The organism is Sphingopyxis sp. (assembly GCF_034380315.1).
In the GTDB taxonomy this organism is placed as follows: domain Bacteria; phylum Pseudomonadota; class Alphaproteobacteria; order Sphingomonadales; family Sphingomonadaceae; genus Sphingopyxis.
Map to the genome: position 1 here is coordinate 22,176 of NZ_JAXMPB010000003.1, position 16,502 is coordinate 38,677.

The 16,502-nt window shown below is 63.3% G+C and carries 16 protein-coding genes and 1 pseudogene; 1 reads left to right on the top strand and 16 read right to left on the bottom strand.

Features of this window, described 5'->3' with window-relative positions; genetic code table 11:
- Positions 1-40: 40 nt before the first annotated feature.
- The 8 genes and pseudogenes from gatB (U0S50_RS06050) to U0S50_RS06085 all read right to left on the bottom strand — a co-directional run.
- Positions 41-694, bottom strand: a pseudogene (gene gatB / locus U0S50_RS06050) (Asp-tRNA(Asn)/Glu-tRNA(Gln) amidotransferase GatCAB subunit B); the annotation flags it as partial.
- Positions 695-757: 63 nt separating this feature from the next.
- Positions 758-1,642, bottom strand: a complete 885-nt coding sequence (locus U0S50_RS06055; RefSeq protein WP_322307878.1) for a hypothetical protein — start codon at positions 1,640-1,642, stop codon at positions 758-760.
- Positions 1,639-2,241 carry a hypothetical protein gene (locus tag U0S50_RS06060; protein ID WP_322307879.1) on the bottom strand — a complete coding sequence of 201 codons (603 nt, stop codon included), beginning with the start codon at positions 2,239-2,241 and terminating at the stop codon, positions 1,639-1,641. The genes U0S50_RS06055 and U0S50_RS06060 overlap by 4 nt, the downstream gene beginning before the upstream one ends.
- Before the next feature lie 223 nt (positions 2,242-2,464).
- Positions 2,465-3,931 carry an Asp-tRNA(Asn)/Glu-tRNA(Gln) amidotransferase subunit GatB gene (gatB, locus tag U0S50_RS06065; protein WP_322307880.1) on the bottom strand — a complete coding sequence of 489 codons (1,467 nt, stop codon included), beginning with the start codon at positions 3,929-3,931 and terminating at the stop codon, positions 2,465-2,467.
- 1 nt (position 3,932) lies between these two features.
- Complete coding sequence (locus U0S50_RS06070) at positions 3,933-4,478, bottom strand: TIGR00645 family protein (RefSeq protein ID WP_322307881.1); 546 nt, start codon at positions 4,476-4,478, stop codon at positions 3,933-3,935.
- Position 4,479: 1 nt separating this feature from the next.
- Positions 4,480-5,961: an Asp-tRNA(Asn)/Glu-tRNA(Gln) amidotransferase subunit GatA gene (gatA, locus tag U0S50_RS06075; RefSeq protein WP_322307882.1), complete on the bottom strand. Its 1,482-nt coding sequence runs from the start codon at positions 5,959-5,961 to the stop codon at positions 4,480-4,482.
- Positions 5,961-6,263: an Asp-tRNA(Asn)/Glu-tRNA(Gln) amidotransferase subunit GatC gene (gene gatC / locus U0S50_RS06080; RefSeq protein ID WP_322307883.1), complete on the bottom strand. Its 303-nt coding sequence runs from the start codon at positions 6,261-6,263 to the stop codon at positions 5,961-5,963. Before gatC ends, gatA begins: the two co-directional genes overlap by 1 nt.
- Before the next feature lie 65 nt (positions 6,264-6,328).
- Positions 6,329-8,092: a DUF4153 domain-containing protein gene (locus U0S50_RS06085; protein WP_322307884.1), complete on the bottom strand. Its 1,764-nt coding sequence runs from the start codon at positions 8,090-8,092 to the stop codon at positions 6,329-6,331.
- Between the two features lie 127 nt (positions 8,093-8,219).
- On the opposite strand from U0S50_RS06085, the gene U0S50_RS06090 reads away from it, so the two are divergent.
- Complete coding sequence (locus tag U0S50_RS06090) at positions 8,220-9,464, top strand: DUF3089 domain-containing protein (protein ID WP_322307885.1); 1,245 nt, start codon at positions 8,220-8,222, stop codon at positions 9,462-9,464.
- A gap of 317 nt (positions 9,465-9,781) precedes the next feature.
- On the opposite strand, the gene U0S50_RS06095 is transcribed toward U0S50_RS06090, so the two are convergent.
- The 8 genes from U0S50_RS06095 to U0S50_RS06130 all read right to left on the bottom strand — a co-directional run bounded on the left by U0S50_RS06095 (position 9,782) and on the right by U0S50_RS06130 (position 16,347).
- A complete protein-coding gene (locus U0S50_RS06095) occupies positions 9,782-10,312 on the bottom strand; it encodes a F0F1 ATP synthase subunit B (protein WP_322307886.1) in 531 nt (176 codons plus the stop codon).
- Complete coding sequence (locus U0S50_RS06100; protein WP_322307887.1) at positions 10,305-10,805, bottom strand: ATPase; 501 nt, start codon at positions 10,803-10,805, stop codon at positions 10,305-10,307. Before U0S50_RS06100 ends, U0S50_RS06095 begins: the two co-directional genes overlap by 8 nt.
- A 79-nt stretch (positions 10,806-10,884) precedes the next feature.
- Positions 10,885-11,112, bottom strand: coding sequence for a F0F1 ATP synthase subunit C (locus U0S50_RS06105; RefSeq protein WP_003044110.1), 228 nt, complete (start codon positions 11,110-11,112; stop codon positions 10,885-10,887).
- A 40-nt stretch (positions 11,113-11,152) separates the two neighbouring features.
- Complete coding sequence (locus U0S50_RS06110; protein ID WP_322307888.1) at positions 11,153-11,938, bottom strand: F0F1 ATP synthase subunit A; 786 nt, start codon at positions 11,936-11,938, stop codon at positions 11,153-11,155.
- A 71-nt stretch (positions 11,939-12,009) separates the two neighbouring features.
- The gene (locus U0S50_RS06115) at positions 12,010-12,330 is read right to left on the bottom strand and encodes an AtpZ/AtpI family protein (RefSeq protein WP_322307889.1); all 321 of its coding nucleotides are present in this window, start codon (positions 12,328-12,330) and stop codon (positions 12,010-12,012) included.
- A 235-nt stretch (positions 12,331-12,565) separates the two neighbouring features.
- Complete coding sequence (locus U0S50_RS06120; protein WP_322308261.1) at positions 12,566-12,967, bottom strand: YdbL family protein; 402 nt, start codon at positions 12,965-12,967, stop codon at positions 12,566-12,568.
- A 9-nt stretch (positions 12,968-12,976) separates the two neighbouring features.
- The gene (locus U0S50_RS06125; protein WP_322307890.1) at positions 12,977-13,192 is read right to left on the bottom strand and encodes a YnbE family lipoprotein; all 216 of its coding nucleotides are present in this window, start codon (positions 13,190-13,192) and stop codon (positions 12,977-12,979) included.
- Entirely contained in the window at positions 13,189-16,347 is a 3,159-nt protein-coding gene (locus U0S50_RS06130) for a YdbH domain-containing protein (RefSeq protein ID WP_322307891.1), read from the bottom strand. The genes U0S50_RS06125 and U0S50_RS06130 overlap by 4 nt, the downstream gene beginning before the upstream one ends.
- Positions 16,348-16,502 lie beyond the last annotated feature (155 nt).

The window sequence follows — 16,502 nt, forward strand, 5'->3', positions numbered from 1 at the left end:
GACAGGTAAGACCCTGAATCCGCTGTGAACTGGATCACCGTCAGCTGAGCGCCTTCTTCAACAGTTCGTTGACGACCTGCGGGTTTGCCTTGCCCTGCATGGCCTTCATCGTCTGGCCGACGAAAAAGCCGAACAAAGCTTCCTTGCCGCCCCTGTACTGCTCGACCTTGTCGGCATTGGCGGCGAGGACCTTGGCGATCTCGGCCTCGATCGCGCCGGTATCGCTCGTCTGCTTCAACCCTTCGCGATCGACGATCGCCGTGGCGCCGTCGCCGGTTTCGAGCATCTTTTCGAACACCTGTTTCGCAATGGTGCCCGAAATCGTGCCGTCGGCGACGAGGCCGAGCAATTCCGCCGCTTGCACAGGACTGACCGGCGAATCCGAAATGTCGCGGCCCAGGCGATTGAGCGCACCGAACAATTCGCTCGTCACCCAGTTCGCCGCCGCCACGGGCTTGGCGCCTGCTGCGAGCAGCGCGTCGAACCAGCGCGCCGCCTCGACCTCCGCGGTCAGCACATCGGCATTATAGGCCGAAATGCCTTCGCCCAGATAGCGCGCGCGCTTCGCGTCCGGCAGTTCAGGCAAGGACGCGCGGCATTCGGCCAGAAACGCATCGTCGAGCTCGAGCGGCAACAGGTCGGGATCGGGGAAGTAGCGATAATCATGCGCGTCTTCCTTTGACCGCATCGACCGCGCCCTCTCAACGATCAAGGAAGGGAAGACGGTATGGCGGGCGCGGCCGCGGTGGAAGGAGCGCTAGTCGGCTCCATCAACCGCAATCGGCGCCGCTTTCAGGTCGATGATCTTGTCGCGATCATAAGCAAGCACTCCCGGGACCGGTGGCATACGCCCGACGATCGCACGATAGAAATTGTCGAGCTTTCCGTACGCGCGAAAATCGGCTTGCTCGTTCGGAAACGACCGGAGCGATTCGGGCAGACCATAAGTGACGGCGCCCCATTGTTCGCTTCCGGCGACCGGGCGATATAGCCCGGCTTCCGATCCTTCGAGCTTCGCTGGCGGCGGCGGGAACGCCGGATCGACGCCGGGACCCGCCAGGAAAAAATTGCCCGTGTCGGTGATCGACCCTGCCTTCACCTCGAAGGAGACGGTGCCCATGCAATAGCAGGCGCCCTGCATACCGACATTTGGCAGAAAGAACAGCGGTCCGTAGTAGGCATAACGTCCCGGCTTCACTTCGACCAGATAACTGTAGCGGTCAGGATCTTGCCCCTTGGCAAAAACGTACTGCGGCCCGAACGACACCGGGTCGCGCAGTTCGATCGCGCCAATCGCAAAATTTTCCTCGGTCGGCTCCATCGGCTTCTCTGGCACCCTGCTCTGCCTCTGCTCTGCAAGTTCGGCGCGACGCTCCCAGCTTTCCAGCTTACCCGGATATTTCTCTTGCACCTTGGTCAGTGCGGCACGCCATTCCTGCTCATATTCGGCGATGGTTGCCGCATCGGGCAGGCGAAGCAACATGCCCATCTGCCGAACGGGTCCGCTAATGTAGATGTAACCCTTCGTAGGATCGATCCTGTCCTTTCCGGACAGAAGATTCTTCTCTTCGACCGCTTCGGCAAGTGCGACCGAAGGCAGGGCGACGGAGAGCGCGAGCGCGCTGACGAGTATCCGGATCATCGCGGCAGAACCTCCCCAGACGGCTTGGGTCCAGAGGCGACCCGTGCCTGCTTCATCAAATGGCCTTCGCGTTTCTCGTCACCCATTCGGCCAAAGCCTTCCTCGAAATGAAAGCTCTGCCAGCGCTCCTTTTCCATTCCGTAGCGGTCATAGCCTTTGAACCCCATGCAATTGCGCATATTGATCCGGCGCGCGCGGCGCCGCTCGGCCGAACCGAAGATGGCATCGGCAATCGCTGATCCGATTACGCTTCCCGCTGCGCCCGCCAAGCCATATTGGGTCGCATAATAACTCGACATGTAACTGTCACCGCCTGCGTAATAATTGAATCCGCTCGACACTGCGTCACATTCGCTGATGTCATTATATGCGGTATCGAAATCGGTATTTTCGCGATGGAAAAAGAAATATTTATCGTAGGTATCGATATCAGCCTGCGTTTGCTCAAAGGCCAAGTCCGGCATTGTGACCGCAGAGACCTCATCTGGCGTGAAGTTTCGTATCGGTTCAGGCGGTTTAATTGCCTGCGCCTGGGCGCTGACTGTCACTATCGACAAAGACGTCGCCAATATAACGGCCGAAACAAATATGCTTCGCATCCCCCCCCCCCTTTGAACTGCCGGGTCAGGTGTGATTCGTCGCCCCCCTGCTCCCCGTTACTTCTTTCGCTGAAATAATGATCGCGACAAGAGGGAAATGAATGGACGAGCGAAATTGCCACACGCTCGCGTCAGGGCGTGCGTGCTCCCTAGGCGCTGCACAGGCCATGAACCCGACCGCGAAGCGCCTCCATTCGCAGCGAACTGGCTTATATGGAGACGCTCAACCCAGCGCCTTCTTCAACAGCTCGTTGACGACCTGCGGGTTTGCCTTGCCCTGCATGGCCTTCATCGTCTGGCCGACGAAAAAGCCGAACAGTGCTTCCTTGCCGCCCCTATACTGCTCGACCTTGTCGGCATTGGCGGCGAGGACCTTGGCGATTTCGGCTTCGATCGCGCCGGTGTCGCTGGTCTGCTTAAGGCCCTCACGATCGACGATCGCCGCGGCGCCGTCGCCGGTTTCGAGCATCTTTTCGAACACCTGTTTCGCAATGGTGCCCGAAATCGTGCCGTCGGCGACGAGGCCGAGCAATTCCGCCGCTTGCACAGGACTGACCGGCGAATCCGAAATGTCGCGGCCCAAGCGATTGAGCGCCCCGAACAATTCGCTCGTTACCCAGTTCGCCGCTGCAACGGGCTTGGCGCCTGCTTCGAGCAGCGCGTCGAACCAGCGCGCCGCCTCGACCTCCGCGGTCAGCACATCGGCATTATAGGCCGAAATGCCTTCGCTGAGATAGCGCGCGCGCTTCGCGTCCGGCAATTCCGGCAAGGACGCGCGGCATTCGGCCAGAAACGCATCGTCGAGTTCGAGCGGCAACAGGTCGGGATCGGGGAAGTAGCGGTAATCATGCGCGTCTTCCTTTGACCGCATCGACCGCGTCTCGTTGCGATCGGGGTCGTAGAGCCGCGTTTCCTGTACCACCGCGCCGCCGCTTTCGATCAGCGCGACCTGTCGCTTTGCCTCGCCCTCGATCACCGCCATAACGAAGCGCACCGAATTGACATTCTTTGTCTCGGTCCGCGTGCCGAATTCGTCGCCGGGCTTGCGGACCGACACGTTGACGTCGGCACGCATCGAGCCTTCTTCCATATTGCCGTCGCAAGACCCGACGTAGCGCAGGATCGAACGCAGCTTGCGGACATATGCCCCTGCTTCTGCGGGCGAGCGCATGTCGGGGCGCGAAACGATTTCCATCAGCGCGACGCCCGAGCGGTTGAGGTCGACGTAGCTCATCGTCGGATGCTGGTCGTGCATCAGCTTGCCGGCATCCTGCTCGACATGGATGCGCTCGATCCCGATGCGCTTGGCCTCGGGAATCCCCGCCTTTTCATCGGCTTCGATGTTCAGCGAACCTTCGCCGACAAGCGGATGGTAAAGCTGCGAAATCTGATAGCCCTGTGGCAAATCGGCATAGAAATAATTCTTGCGGTCAAAGCGCGACCATTTGTTGATCTCTGCCTCGATCGCCATGCCCGTGCGCACCGCCTGGCGGATACATTCGCGGTTCGGCACGGGGAGCATCCCCGGCATCGCGGCGTCGACCAGCGACACCTGCGTGTTCGGTTCCGCCCCGAATGCCGTCGCGGCGCCAGAGAACAGCTTGGCGTTCGACGTGACCTGCGCGTGAACCTCCAGGCCGATCACGACCTCCCACTCGCCGGTTTCGCCCTTGATACGATAATCGCTCATGTCAGTGCTTCTGCTGTGTCATGCGGTCGACCCATGCAATGCCGATCGCGGAAAGGATGAAGGCCATGTGGATGATGGTTTGCCACATCACCGCTTCGCTGGTGATACGCCCCGTCGGCTGGCCGATGGCGCCCGCCTCGATAAAGGTGCGCAGCAGGTGAATCGACGAAATGCCGATGATCGCCATCGCCAGTTTCACCTTCAGCACCCCGGCATTGACATGGCTGAGCCATTCGGGCTGATCAGGATGCCCCTGAAGCCCAAGTCGAGAAACGAAAGTTTCGTATCCGCCGACGATCACCATCACCAGCAGGTTCGAAATCATCACCACGTCGATCAGGCCGAGCACCACCAGCATGATCTGCTGTTCGGTAAATTCCCACGCATGCATGACGAGGTGGACCAGTTCCTTCAGGAACAGGAACACATAAACGCACTGCGCGACGATCAGGCCGACATAGAGCGGAAGCTGGAGCCAGCGCGAACTGAAGATCAGCAGCGGCAGCGGTCGCAGCCTGAGAGCGGTATCAGAGGGTTCGGAGGCCATCTTACCACCACTTCCCGGCACGAGCGGTGAACCAGGCGCGTTCTTCGATCGCGAGGCCGGCATTGAGCACGCCCTGTTCGTCGAACGCCTTGCCGATGATCTGCAAGCCCAGCGGCAGCCCTTCGCGGTTCAGCGCCGCGGGGACCGACATCGCGGGCAGCCCCGCGAGGCTCGCGGGCACCGCGAACACGTCGTTGAGGTACATCGCCAGCGGATCGGCCATCTTCTCACCCAGCCCGAACGCCGCCGACGGCGCGGTCGGCGCCAGGATGACGTCGCAGCTTTCGAACGCGGCGTTGAAGTCGCGGGCGATCAGTGCCCGTACCTTTTGCGCCTGCGTGTAATAGGCATCGTAAAAGCCCGCCGACAGCACATAGGTGCCGATCATGATGCGGCGCTTGACCTCGGGCCCGAAGCCTTCGGCGCGGGTTGCGGCGTACATGTCCTGCAGACCAGCACCCTGCGGCAGGTCGCGCAGGCCATAGCGCACGCCATCATAGCGCGCGAGGTTCGACGAAGCTTCGGCAGGCGCGATGATATAATAAGCGGGCAGAGCATATTTGGTGTGCGGCAGGCTGATGTCGACGACATCGGCGCCCGCATCCTTCAGCATCGCGATGCCTGCATCCCACATTGCGTCGATATCGGGATCGATGCCTTCGAGACGATATTCCTCGGGAATACCCACCCTTTTTCCGGCAAGGTCGCTCGACAGCGCAGCTTCCCAGTTCGGCACCGGAAGGTCGAGACTGGTCGAATCCTTGGGATCGAAACCCGCCATATTTTCAAGCATGATCGCACAGTCGCGCACGTCGCGCGCCATCGGCCCCGCCTGGTCGAGCGAGCTGGCGAAGGCGACGATGCCCCAGCGCGAACAGCGGCCATAGGTCGGCTTGATACCCGAAATGCCGACGAAGGCCGCGGGCTGGCGGATCGAACCGCCGGTGTCGGTGCCGGTCGCCGCAGGGCACAGCCGCGCCGCAATCGCCGCCGACGATCCGCCCGACGACCCGCCCGGCGCCAGCGCGGCATCGCCGCCGTCGTTTCGCCGCCAGGGCGAGATGACATTCCCGAAATAGGAGGTTTCGTTCGACGAACCCATCGCGAACTGATCGAGGTTGAGCTTGCCGAGCATCCCCGCGCCGGCATCCCACAATTTCGCCGATACAGTGGATTCGTAGCGCGGCACGAAACCTTCGAGCATATGGCTGGCGGCAGTCGTCTGGACGCCGTTCGTCGCGAACAGGTCCTTCATGCCGATCGGCACCCCCGACAGCGGTTTCAGCGTCCCCGCCGAACGATCGGCGTCGGCCTGCTTCGCCGCGGCGATCGCATTGTCCGGGGTTTCGACGATGAAAGCGTTGAGCGCTTTCGCATCCGCCACATTGGCATTGAACGCCTCTGCGACCTCGACGGCGCTGAAATCGCCCGCGCGGTGTCCGTCGCGGATCTGCGCGACGGTAAGATTGGTCAGGTCGGTCATTATTCGATTACCTTGGGAACGCCGAAAAAGCCGTGCTGCGGTTCGGGCGCATTGGCGAGGACATCATCGCGGCGGTTGCCGCCGGTCAGCGGATCGGCATCGACGACATCGTCCCGCAGCCGGAGCTGGTTCGGGATCACCGCAGTCATCGGTTCCACCCCGGTCACGTCGACTTCGCCGAGTTGTTCGACCCAGCCCAATATGTTGTTGAGTTCGCCTTCCATCGCGGCGGCCTCTGCATCGCTGATCGCGATGCGCGCCAGCGACGCGATTTTTTTCACCGTTGCCTGATCGATTGCCATTGATTCCTGCCTTTGCGGGGGACGCTGCGCCGCTAGCATCCTGCCCCGCGTGCATCAAGCCGCCGCTATTCGAAGCTGTCCGATTCCGCGATGCCGTCGACCGTGATGCGCCGCTGGGCGACGCTTTCTATGGCGACCACAGCCTTTGACAGGTCAATGCTGCGCTTGTCGGCCTGTGGATGCTTGGAATGATCACCGTTCATCCAGCGACCCGCGTCGTTCAACGATATGCGATCGGATTGGATCGGCTCGCCCGGCATCCCCTGTCCCAGAACCGCTATCCGCCGGTCATCGATCCAGACCGCAACGCAGACGTGCGCATGCTGGCACATATAACTCGATTCGATGAGGGCGAGCGCCTCGGTCGGCAACGCCCGCCCCTTCGGCAAAATGCGCAACCGCTCCTCGATCGGCTTCAACGGGACGCGCCCCGCCCGGCCACTCAGCACATAGCGATCGGTCGCCTGCAACGCGGCCTTTGCGGCATCGGACAGCGGCTTTTGCGGCGAGACCGACAGCCGCTCGAGCGCCTTTCGTCCGGTCGGACCAAAATCAAACGCCAGCGCCGCCCAGTCGAACTTCTCGACCGGCGTCGCGCCCGATTTCAGGCGGGCGACCTGATCGCGCGTCGAAATCGCGCCGAAATCGAGGATCGGCAGCGCCAAAAAGGCCGCGAGCAACATCAGTCCAATCGCCAGCTTTTGCTGCAGAGGACGCAGAATATCGTCAAAATCGCGCCGCCCCCTGATCACCGACCAGAGCCCGGCCGCACCATAGGCAAGCGCAATCACCGCCGCGATCACGCCCCAGATACGTTCGGGGGTCCAGCCATATTGGACCACGCGCAGATGCATCGCGTAGAAGGCAATCATGGCAAGCGGCAGGACCGCGACCACCAATACGCCGGCAGCCCCGTGAAGCAGGCGATTGCCCGCGCGCTCGTCCCTGCCGTTCCCGATCGCGGCGTTGGCGAGCAACACCGCAAAGGCAGCCGCGGCCATCATCAGCGCCGCTGCCGAAAAGCCCGATGCCCACAGCTTGTGCAGCCCAACGCCGAGCAGCGACAGAAGGAAGATCGAAAGCGCCGCCGCCAGCACCGGGGCCAGCACCGCCAGCACGATCATCACCAGCCGCTGAAGCGTCGCGACAAGCTTGTCACGCTCGCGCAGCAAACCGACCGCACCGCCAAAGGCCGCCCCGGCGAGCATCCAGCCGAACCAGTCATCCTTGATCAGATCGCGGATCAGATCGACGCCGATCAGGTGGAACATCTCGCTGATCAGCACCACGAGGAGGAAAGTGATGCCGACAAAAGCCAGGCTGGCCGCGCCGATCACCGCATCGGTCCAGGCATGGCTGTGCAGCCGGTCATAAGGCATCTGCCACAATTTCCAGAAGCGCCGGTCGGGCGCCACGTCGCGCCGCGTCTGAAACAGCGGCGTGGCCACCAGCACCGCGAGCACCCCGGACCAGAAGGGCCATTCGATCGGGGTTCCGTGCAGATTATATCCCGCCGACCGCCACACGATCAGCCCCATGATGGCGCCCCACAGCAACGCGAAACCCAGCGCCCACAGCCATCGACGCTGCTCGACCCCGAGCACGAAGACGGTGGCGAAGAAGGCCACGAAGGTCGCAAGCGCGTCGCGCAAAGGCGCGGGTTCGCTGCCATAATCGCGATCGACGAGCATGTGGAACAGCAGTCCGGCCACGGCGCAGATCGCCGCCATGATCCACGGACGCAGCGGCCAGGGCGGGTCATTATCGTCAAAACGGGCGGACACGGGCAGCGCCGAATCGGCGGCGACGGATGCGGTGGCGTCGGTCATAGGCGAAGACCTATCGTGGAACTTCACCATGGCGAACTTGTTTCAGCATGACGAGTTGTTTGTAGCCTCGCTCCGGAGAGGCTAGAGAAGCCCCGATTTCGTGTTCCCCGACCGCATGGAGCGCCGCTTGGCCCGCAAATTCCTCTATTTCATTGCCGCGATCATCCTTCTCATCCTTGCCGCCGGGGTCGTGTACCAGCTGTTCCCCGGCTGGCTCGCGCGGGTCGCCTTTGTCCCCAGCGCCGATTTCCAGCAACAGGCGGCGCCCGAGCCCAATGCGTATGACGATCCGGCAATGTGGTTTGCGCGGCCGGGCATGGAAGATGATCCCTCGACCTGGCGCCCACAGCTCGCAGAGGCCGAAGCGCGCGAAGCGGCCCCCGACAGCGCCGAGGCACAGGCCCATGACCAGCTGGTTCCGCCGGCCCATGCCGCCAGCACCGCAGCGACGACCGCCGCGCCCGTCGAAACAGGCAACGCCGCCGTCTTTTTCGTCCATCCGACCAGCTATTACAGCCGGTCGAGCTGGAACGCACCGCTCAGCGATCGCGATTCCGACCACCGCGCCAATCTGTTCGTCCGCGGCATGGCGAGTGCCTTTGCCGACGCCGGCGAAATTTGGGCGCCGCGCTATCGCCAGGCGACGCTCGGCGCCTTCCTCGCCACCGACCGCGTGACGGCGGGCAAAGCGATCGATTCGGCCTATCGTGACGTCGAACAGGCATTCGACGCCTTTCTGGCTGCGCAACCCAAGGACAAGCCGATCATTCTGGCTGGCCACAGCCAGGGCGCGCTGCACCTGACGACGCTGTTGCGCACTCGCATCGCGGGCACCCCGCTCGCGAAGCGCATCGTCGCTGCCTATGTCGTCGGCTGGCCGGTCAGCATCGACACCGACATGGCGGCCCTCGGCCTGCCCGCATGCCAAAGCGCCGGTCAGAAGGGATGCATTCTAAGCTGGGCGAGCTTTGCCGAGCCCGCCGATCCCGCGATGGTGACAGGCGCCTATGACGGCACCATCGGTTTCGACGGGCGCCCGCGCGCCGAAACCCGGATGCTGTGCACCAACCCCATCACTGGCACCCCTGACGCCGAGGCGGCGGCCGAAGCCAATCTCGGCACGCTGGTTCCGACCGAAGGGTTCAAGAGCGGGTCGCTGATCGCGGGCAAGATCGGCGCAAAATGCGACGATACGCGCGGATATCTGATGATCGGCGACGGCGATGTTGCGAAGAATTATGTCGTCGCGGGCTATGTGCTGCCCGGCAACAACTACCATGTTTATGACATCACCCTGTTCTGGGCGAATGTCCGCGCCGACGCGCTGCGTCGCCTGGCAACCTATGAGGGACGCGCGGAGCCTGTCCGCTGACAAACGGCTGGGTGGAGGCGGCCGGGTGGAGCCACGCTCCCCCCCCCCCGCCGTTTATGAGCACGCTGACACGGTGCAGGGGCCAGCCAAGCCCTTAGGCTCTTGGCTGAGGCCCATAGGGGTATGGCGAGCCTCGAAACACCCCGGTGATCGCAACGCCAAAGATCGATCCGCCCGCGCCGTCTGTGCGGCATCCGCCATCCATCTGGTTGCGAGCATGGAACGGCGGTGGTCGCATAACATCCGCGCATAGCAAAACGCCCGCGGAAATCCGCGGGCGCCTTGTTTCGACAATGTCTGCAACCGTGTCGAGGCGATCAGCCCTTGGCGACGGCTTCGATCGCCTGATCGACAAGCGCCTTGTCGGAGGCGGCGTCGTGCTTGGCGGCGATCAGCGTCGCGGCGGCAGCGGTCGCGGCCTTGGCAGCGGCGCCGCGCACATCGGCAAGCGCGCTGGCTTCGGCGGCCGCGATGCGGTCTTCGGCCATCTGCTTGCGGCGCGCGATCAACGCGGTCGCATCGTCTTTCGCCTTGGCGATCAGCGCTTCGGCCTCTGCGTCAGCGCGCGCGCGCAGCTCTTCGGCTTCCTTGGCGGCACGCGCCAGCTTCGCCTCATACTCCGCCTTCAACGATTCCGCTTCGAGACGAAGCTGCTCGGCTTCGCCCAGCTGCTTCGAGATCTCGGCGATTTTCTTGTCGAGCGCCCCCGCGATCATCGCCGGAACCTTCTTCCACAGAAGGATGGCGATAAAGGCCAGCATCGCGATCGACACCCATACCGTCGCATTCAAGCCGAACGCGGTGGGTTCGCTCGCACCTTCGGCGAGAATCAAGGTCAGATTAGCCATGGAGCACCGCCTTCACTGCCGCCTTCGCGTCCGCAGCGCCGACCTTCACGCCCGACAGCTTCGCCACCAGGTCGCTCGCCGCTTCGGCCGCAACCGATTCGATTTCGGCCATTGCCGACGTCTTGGCGCTGGCGACATCGGCCTCAGCCGAGCCCAGCTTTTCCGCCAGCTCGGCGTCGATCTTTGCCAGACGCTTTTCCGCGTCACGGGCCGCCTTGTCCTTTGCCTCGGCAACCGCCTTTTGCGCAGCGGCACGGCTTGCGTCGCTTTGCTGGCGATAGTTTTCCTCGAGGCTGTCGGCGGCGGCATGCGCCGCCTTTGCAGCCGCCAGATCGTCGGCAACCTTGCGATCGCGCGCGTCCACCGTCGCTTCAATCTTGGGCAGCATGCCGCGGCCGATCACCAGATAAATACCGGCGAAGACGACGAGCAGCCAGAAAAGCTGCGAGGCAAGATACCAATTATCAGCGGTTAGCTGGGCTATCTGGGGCATGAAAGGCGAGCCTTAAATATGGAAAAACCTGCGAAGGTGCCGGCCCCGCCGGGACCGACCCCTTCAAATCCGGCGTCGATTAGACGACGAAGAGCAGGATCATCGCAACGACGAACGCCAGCAGGCCGAGAAGTTCGGCAGCGGCGAAGCCGATGAACAGGCGACCCTGCTGACCGTCGGCAGCAGCCGGGTTGCGCAGTGCGCTTTCAAGGAAGCTGCCGAAAACATTACCCACGCCGATGGCGGCCATGCCGGCACCGATAGCGGCGAGACCAGCACCGATCAGCTTTGCTGCTTCTGCGTCCATTGTAATACTCCTTGGGTGTAAACGTTTGATATAAACGGGATTAGTGAAGGTTGACGGCGTCGTTGATGTAGAGCGAAGTCAACAGGGCGAAAACATAGGCCTGGATACCGGCAACGAGCAGTTCGAGCGCGCTGATGCCGATCATCAGGGTGAAGCTGAGCACCGACACGACCGAACCGATCATCAGATTTTCGGCATTGAAGCCGTTGATGACGAAACCCGACAGCACTTTGAGCAGCACGTGCCCGGCGGTCATCGCGACGAAGAGACGCAGGCCGAGGCTGAAGGGACGGATCATGAAGGAAATGAATTCGATCACCGCGATGAACGGGATCATCGGCAGCGGCGTGCCATGCGGCACGAACAGCGAGAAAAAGTGCAGCTTATGGCGCCAGAAACCGACGACCAGAACGATCGAGAAGGACAGCAGCGCCAGAACGCCGGTGATCGCGATGTGGCTGGTGACGGTAAAGGGGTGCAGCCTCAGAACGCCGAGCGGCAACATGCCGAGCAGGTTGCAGAAAAGGATGAACATGAAGAGCGAGAAGACATAGGGCGTATATTTGCGCCCTTCGGTCCCGATATTCTGCGTCATCATGCTGGAGATGAAGCCGGTAAAGCCTTCGACCGCGGCCTGCCAGCGGCCCGGAACGAGCTCGCGGCGCATCCCGCCCCACATGAACAGGCCCAGGGCAACCGCCGCGATGACCATCCAAAGCGCGCTGTTGGTGAACAGGATCTCGTGACCACCAAGGTTGAAGCCGCCACCAAGCGGGCTCACCTCGAACTGGTGCATCGGGTCGATCTTGCCGGATTCCGCCGCCACTATCATTCACTCCACACGCATTGCGGAACGGCCTTTTTCGGCGCCCCGCAGAAAAAACCTGTTGCGCCGCACTATTTGCGCGGCGTCGAAGAGATGCGGATAATGTTCCGGAACGCCACGACGACCCCCAGGAACAACATCCCCAACAACCCCCAGGGCGAGGTTCCCGCAAAACGGTCGATCAGCCAGCCGAACAAGGCTCCGCCGATCAATCCGCCCAGCAGCTCGGCCAGCACCCGATTTCCGAGCCGGTAATTGGCATCGGATTCCGGCCCGGCGTTCACCGCGGTCCGTTTCGCTTCTGCGGCTTCGGCCCGGTCCAATCGCTCTTCGAGCGAGACCAGGCGCGAATCCTCCGAAGCTGGTTCCGGATCGCTGCCGTTCCCCGTCATCTTGCGCCATCCTCCTGAAACAGAACCGAATACCACCGATTCCGCCTGCAAAAAAAGGCCCGAAAATTCGGGGGACCCCTAAGGCGCGGTCCGTTTAGGAACGACGCCCGATGAAGTCAATGCCCGTACGCAACTGCACAAATTGACTTTGGTGCCGGCCGACAAAAATGCCGCCGCGTTTAGGGGCGCGGCGGCATATGGCGGCACGCATGCCGCCGCTTGATCGTGTCGATCGTCAGGGGCAGCGCGAATCCCGGATCGGGGGGCTGCCGTCGCGGGTATGCCAGCTGCCGTCGGGCGAGCGGTATTTTTCGCCGGGCTTGGTCTTTGCGATCAGGTTACAACCGGTCACGAAGGCGAATTGCTCAACCGTGCTGCCCTGCGGCGCGCCGCTGGTATAGGCCGCCTTGCGCTTGATATTGATGTCGGTGACCATGTCGCGCACCGCCGGCGTCGGTGACGTCACGAACCCGAGATAACCGTCGGGCTGTTCGCCGATCTGCCCTGCCGAGCGCGCGGCCTCGTAAGCCGGGTCGCGCTGGGCCATCGCCGAAGGCACGGCAATCACGGTCGTCGCCGCGATTGCGGCCAACGCCAGTCCCGCCGGTTTCCATTGCTGCATGCGCGTCTTCATCATCATTCCCCGTCAGAATATCCCACTATTCTCTTCGATCAGCTTCTTGGCGTCACCATCCAGCCTGTACACAATTTCCTGACGGATGTTGATGTTCAGGTTGATTTCGATCGGTTTGTCGGGCGTGTCAATCTGGACGCAGCCGGTCAAGGCCGTCATCCCGATAAACAGCGCCAGACACCGGCCACGGATGGTCAGCCTCCTCGCTTTTGTCGTCATATTCTTCATTGCACAGGCTCGCTTGCTGGGGGCTGAACGGGTGCGAATGCACCTTTTTGGGCGGCTTCCTGTTCCTCCTGCACGCGCAGCAGGGTCGGAAGATTCTGTTCGATCAGGATCGTCGGATCGTAGAAACCCTTGGCCGAGGTCACAAGCTGGCGGAAGGGCGCCTTGATCTTCACATTGAACACCAGCGGCAGCTTCGCGATCTGCCGGGTCAGGAAATTGCGGGTTGCGCCCTCGCCCTGCCCGACGCCGCCGAAACGGATATCGGTCACCATCTCGCCGTCCAGATCGCCGTTCATGATGATCGAAAGATCGTCATATTTCAGCGAACGCAAGGCACCAAAGGCGAAATTGGCGATCGTCCCCAGATTGCGATTCGACAATTCGCCGACATAGGCGAGCGTACCACCGCCGTCCCGCGAATCGATCCGCCCGTCGACGATCCGTCCGCCCAGCCCATCGAATTCGACCGGCAATGTCCCGTCGAACTTGCCCGTGGCATTGATATTGTCGAAGCCGAAGCGCTGGAGGAACACCGCCGCATCGACCCCGACGATGTCGAACGACAGGCGGCGCGGTTCCGATGCGTTGAAATCGAGCGTCGCGGGATGCAGCAGCAGCGTCCCGCCCGCGAACGGCCAGCTGCCGCCTTCGACCCGGATACGATTGTTGCCGAGCAGGTGATATTCGATTTCGCCGTCGATCACCGGGATGCCCGGATTCACCTCTTTCAGCTTTGCCACCTGTCCCGGCGCCGACCGCAGGTCGAGCAGGTCATCGAACGTCAACGTGGACGTCAGCCCCGTTACAGGGCCAAAGGCCGCCGCGAGGTTCATGTTCGCGGTGGCAAAGGTGCCGCGACTCGTGACCCCGGCCTCGTTCCAGTCGATCCGGCCGTCACCGACCACCGACCCGTCGACATTGGCGACTACGCCGAGCGCGAGGCGGGTGAGTTGATCGGGCTGAAAACGATCGCCAAAGCGGATTTCCTCGACATGGAGGTCCGCGCTCCCCTCCCCCGTGCCCAGCGCATGACGGATCACCGCATCGACGATCCGCGTCCCGGTGCGCCGTTCTGCAAAACTGGCCCGCGCATCGATTACCCCGTCGGCGAAGCGCAACTGCGCGCCGTTGGCGACAAGCGGAGCAAAGCGGGCGTCCTGCTCTGCATCGGTCAGCAGCAGATTGCCGTCCAGTCCCAGCACGCCGCCCGTCCAGTGCCACTTCCCTTCGATTTCGCTCATGCCGAGCGGGACAGCACCAATCCGTGCCGTCGCGCCTGCGAGCCTGCCTGCCATCCCACCGGCAACCGCGCCGCCGCCAAGGGTCGCGGCGGTGAAGCGCGTCGGCGTATCATCGCCCCCCAACTGTATGTTCGCGTCCGCCACCGTCCAGCGCATCGACGCAAGATCGACGCCCACGCCGCCGCTGGCGACCGAAAAAGGCGCATCGCCGCTGGAACCGCGCAGGTCGAGCGACGGAATGCGCAAATAGCCGCCCAGCCCGCGCCCGCCGAAGCGGATCAGCGGCGCCCCCGGTCGACTGCACAGGTCGATCGCCGGCCGTGCGAGACGAAAGCCCGAAACCTCGATGCGATCCGCACCGACCCGGCGGCAACCACCGTCGAGCGCAAAACCGCCGGTGGGCGCCAGAAACCCCGAAATCGGCATCGCCAGCCGCTCGACGCGCCCATCGCCCAGCGGCCCCGACAGCTCGGCTCGGGTCTGGAAACGCATCATGCCGCTGCGATCACCCGAGAAGCGGACGGGCGCGAGCGCCAGACGCGCACCGTCCGCGGTATAGGGATCAAACCGCGCCTCGCCGCGCAGCCTGCCATCGGCGCGGCGATCGAGATCGATCGACCCCGACGGCATATCCCCACCGCCAAAGGACCAGCGCCCCGACGCGACGACGGCGGGGGTCGCCAGACCGAAAATATAGCTGATGCGGCTCGCTTCGCTTCCGCGAAAACGGGCGCCGCTGGTCGCCGCCAGTTGCGGGGCGACAAGGTCGATACGGGCGGTTTCGCCTTCGCCCGCCAGCGCGAAGTCGGCGCTGCCCCCGACATCGGCCAGCATTCTGGCCAGCGCCGAACCCGCGCGCGAGACGAGAGGCCCGACAGGCGTTCCGGCCGCGCCGCGCGCGCCCTCTACAATCGAGCCCCGCAATCGATCGCTCGCACGGGCATCCCGAAAAGCGACGCGGCCGCCGAACTGCGGCGCGCCGGTGCCGACGCGCCCCTTCGTATCGACGGACACCTCGGCCGCGGTGAAGTCGGGGCCACGTAGCCGCGCCATATCGGCATTGATGTCTAGGCGCGTCTCGGCGGTCGTGCCGTGAAACCTTGCCAAGACACTCAGCCGCTCGGCGACCACCGGCCCGGCGGCGAGCCGCAGCAGGCTGGCGTCGGCTTCGCCGTTCCATTGCGTGAGCTGTTCGGACAGCGCAAGGTCGAGCGCGACCTGCGGGTTCGCGGCGCGGACGCCACCGGCGGCGCAGTTCAGGGCCAGGCCCCGCAGTGGACCGACCAGGCGCGGTTTGACGTCACGAACCGTCAACGCGCCATAAAAGCTGATGTCGTCGCCCTGGCATCCCGCCGCGGTGATACGCGGCGCGACCAGCGCCAGCTTGCCGATGAAATCCTGGCGCAGATTGCCGCCGCCATTGAGCACGGCCGCCACTGCCCCCCAGGGCGTATCCACCCTGGCACGCGCGTCGTTCAGCACGACTCGCAGGTCAGGCAACGCAAAAGGGTCCGTGCTGGTCGGATCGCGGAACTTGTCGAGCGCGCCGAGAGAAAGGCGCCCGTCGATGAAACGTCCATAGAGCCGAACCCCATCGGCGCGAATGCCCGCGACATAAGGGCCGCCAAAACCATAGCCCAGCGTGACCTCTACCACCCGCGCCGTCATGTCGGGGCGTTTGGGATCACCAATCGCGATGTCGGTCAGCCGCTGCGTACGCAGCCCGATCTTTTGAATCGTATAGCGGGCAGGAACATCGCGCCCCGCCATCTCGTTGCGGATGAAATTGTCGGCAAGCGGGGCCCTTGCGAGCCAAAGGCCGCCTGCCAGCGCGGCAACGGCCGCCCCGGCAATCCAGCGGCGCTTTATCCGGCGCTTCCGATACGGCGGGTCCGGGGGCAGTTCATCGTTCATCAGCGCGTCCGATCCTGTCGGCCGCGGCACCATTCCAGCATGAGGCCCCGACACTCGGTCCACCGCGCGCAATCCAAGCTTCATCCAATCCTTGCATCCAGCCGACAACGCGGCAAATCGCCTTTCGCTGCAAGACTTTGAACGGCGGCATAACG

Bases quoted from the DNA above. Each gene is read 5' to 3' on its own strand.
- U0S50_RS06055 (WP_322307878.1), bottom strand. From the start codon at position 1,642: ATGATCCGGATACTCGTCAGCGCGCTCGCGCTCTCCGTCGCCCTGCCT.
- gatA (WP_322307882.1), bottom strand. From the start codon at position 5,961: ATGACCGACCTGACCAATCTTACCGTCGCGCAGATCCGCGACGGACAC.
- U0S50_RS06060 (WP_322307879.1), bottom strand. From the start codon at position 2,241: ATGCGAAGCATATTTGTTTCGGCCGTTATATTGGCGACGTCTTTGTCG.
- gatB (WP_322307880.1), bottom strand. From the start codon at position 3,931: ATGAGCGATTATCGTATCAAGGGCGAAACCGGCGAGTGGGAGGTCGTG.
- U0S50_RS06130 (WP_322307891.1), bottom strand. From the start codon at position 16,347: ATGAACGATGAACTGCCCCCGGACCCGCCGTATCGGAAGCGCCGGATA.
- U0S50_RS06095 (WP_322307886.1), bottom strand. From the start codon at position 10,312: ATGGCTAATCTGACCTTGATTCTCGCCGAAGGTGCGAGCGAACCCACC.
- U0S50_RS06115 (WP_322307889.1), bottom strand. From the start codon at position 12,330: ATGACGGGGAACGGCAGCGATCCGGAACCAGCTTCGGAGGATTCGCGC.
- U0S50_RS06100 (WP_322307887.1), bottom strand. From the start codon at position 10,805: ATGCCCCAGATAGCCCAGCTAACCGCTGATAATTGGTATCTTGCCTCG.
- U0S50_RS06125 (WP_322307890.1), bottom strand. From the start codon at position 13,192: ATGAAGAATATGACGACAAAAGCGAGGAGGCTGACCATCCGTGGCCGG.
- U0S50_RS06120 (WP_322308261.1), bottom strand. From the start codon at position 12,967: ATGATGAAGACGCGCATGCAGCAATGGAAACCGGCGGGACTGGCGTTG.
- U0S50_RS06105 (WP_003044110.1), bottom strand. From the start codon at position 11,112: ATGGACGCAGAAGCAGCAAAGCTGATCGGTGCTGGTCTCGCCGCTATC.
- U0S50_RS06070 (WP_322307881.1), bottom strand. From the start codon at position 4,478: ATGGCCTCCGAACCCTCTGATACCGCTCTCAGGCTGCGACCGCTGCCG.
- gatC (WP_322307883.1), bottom strand. From the start codon at position 6,263: ATGGCAATCGATCAGGCAACGGTGAAAAAAATCGCGTCGCTGGCGCGC.
- U0S50_RS06085 (WP_322307884.1), bottom strand. From the start codon at position 8,092: ATGACCGACGCCACCGCATCCGTCGCCGCCGATTCGGCGCTGCCCGTG.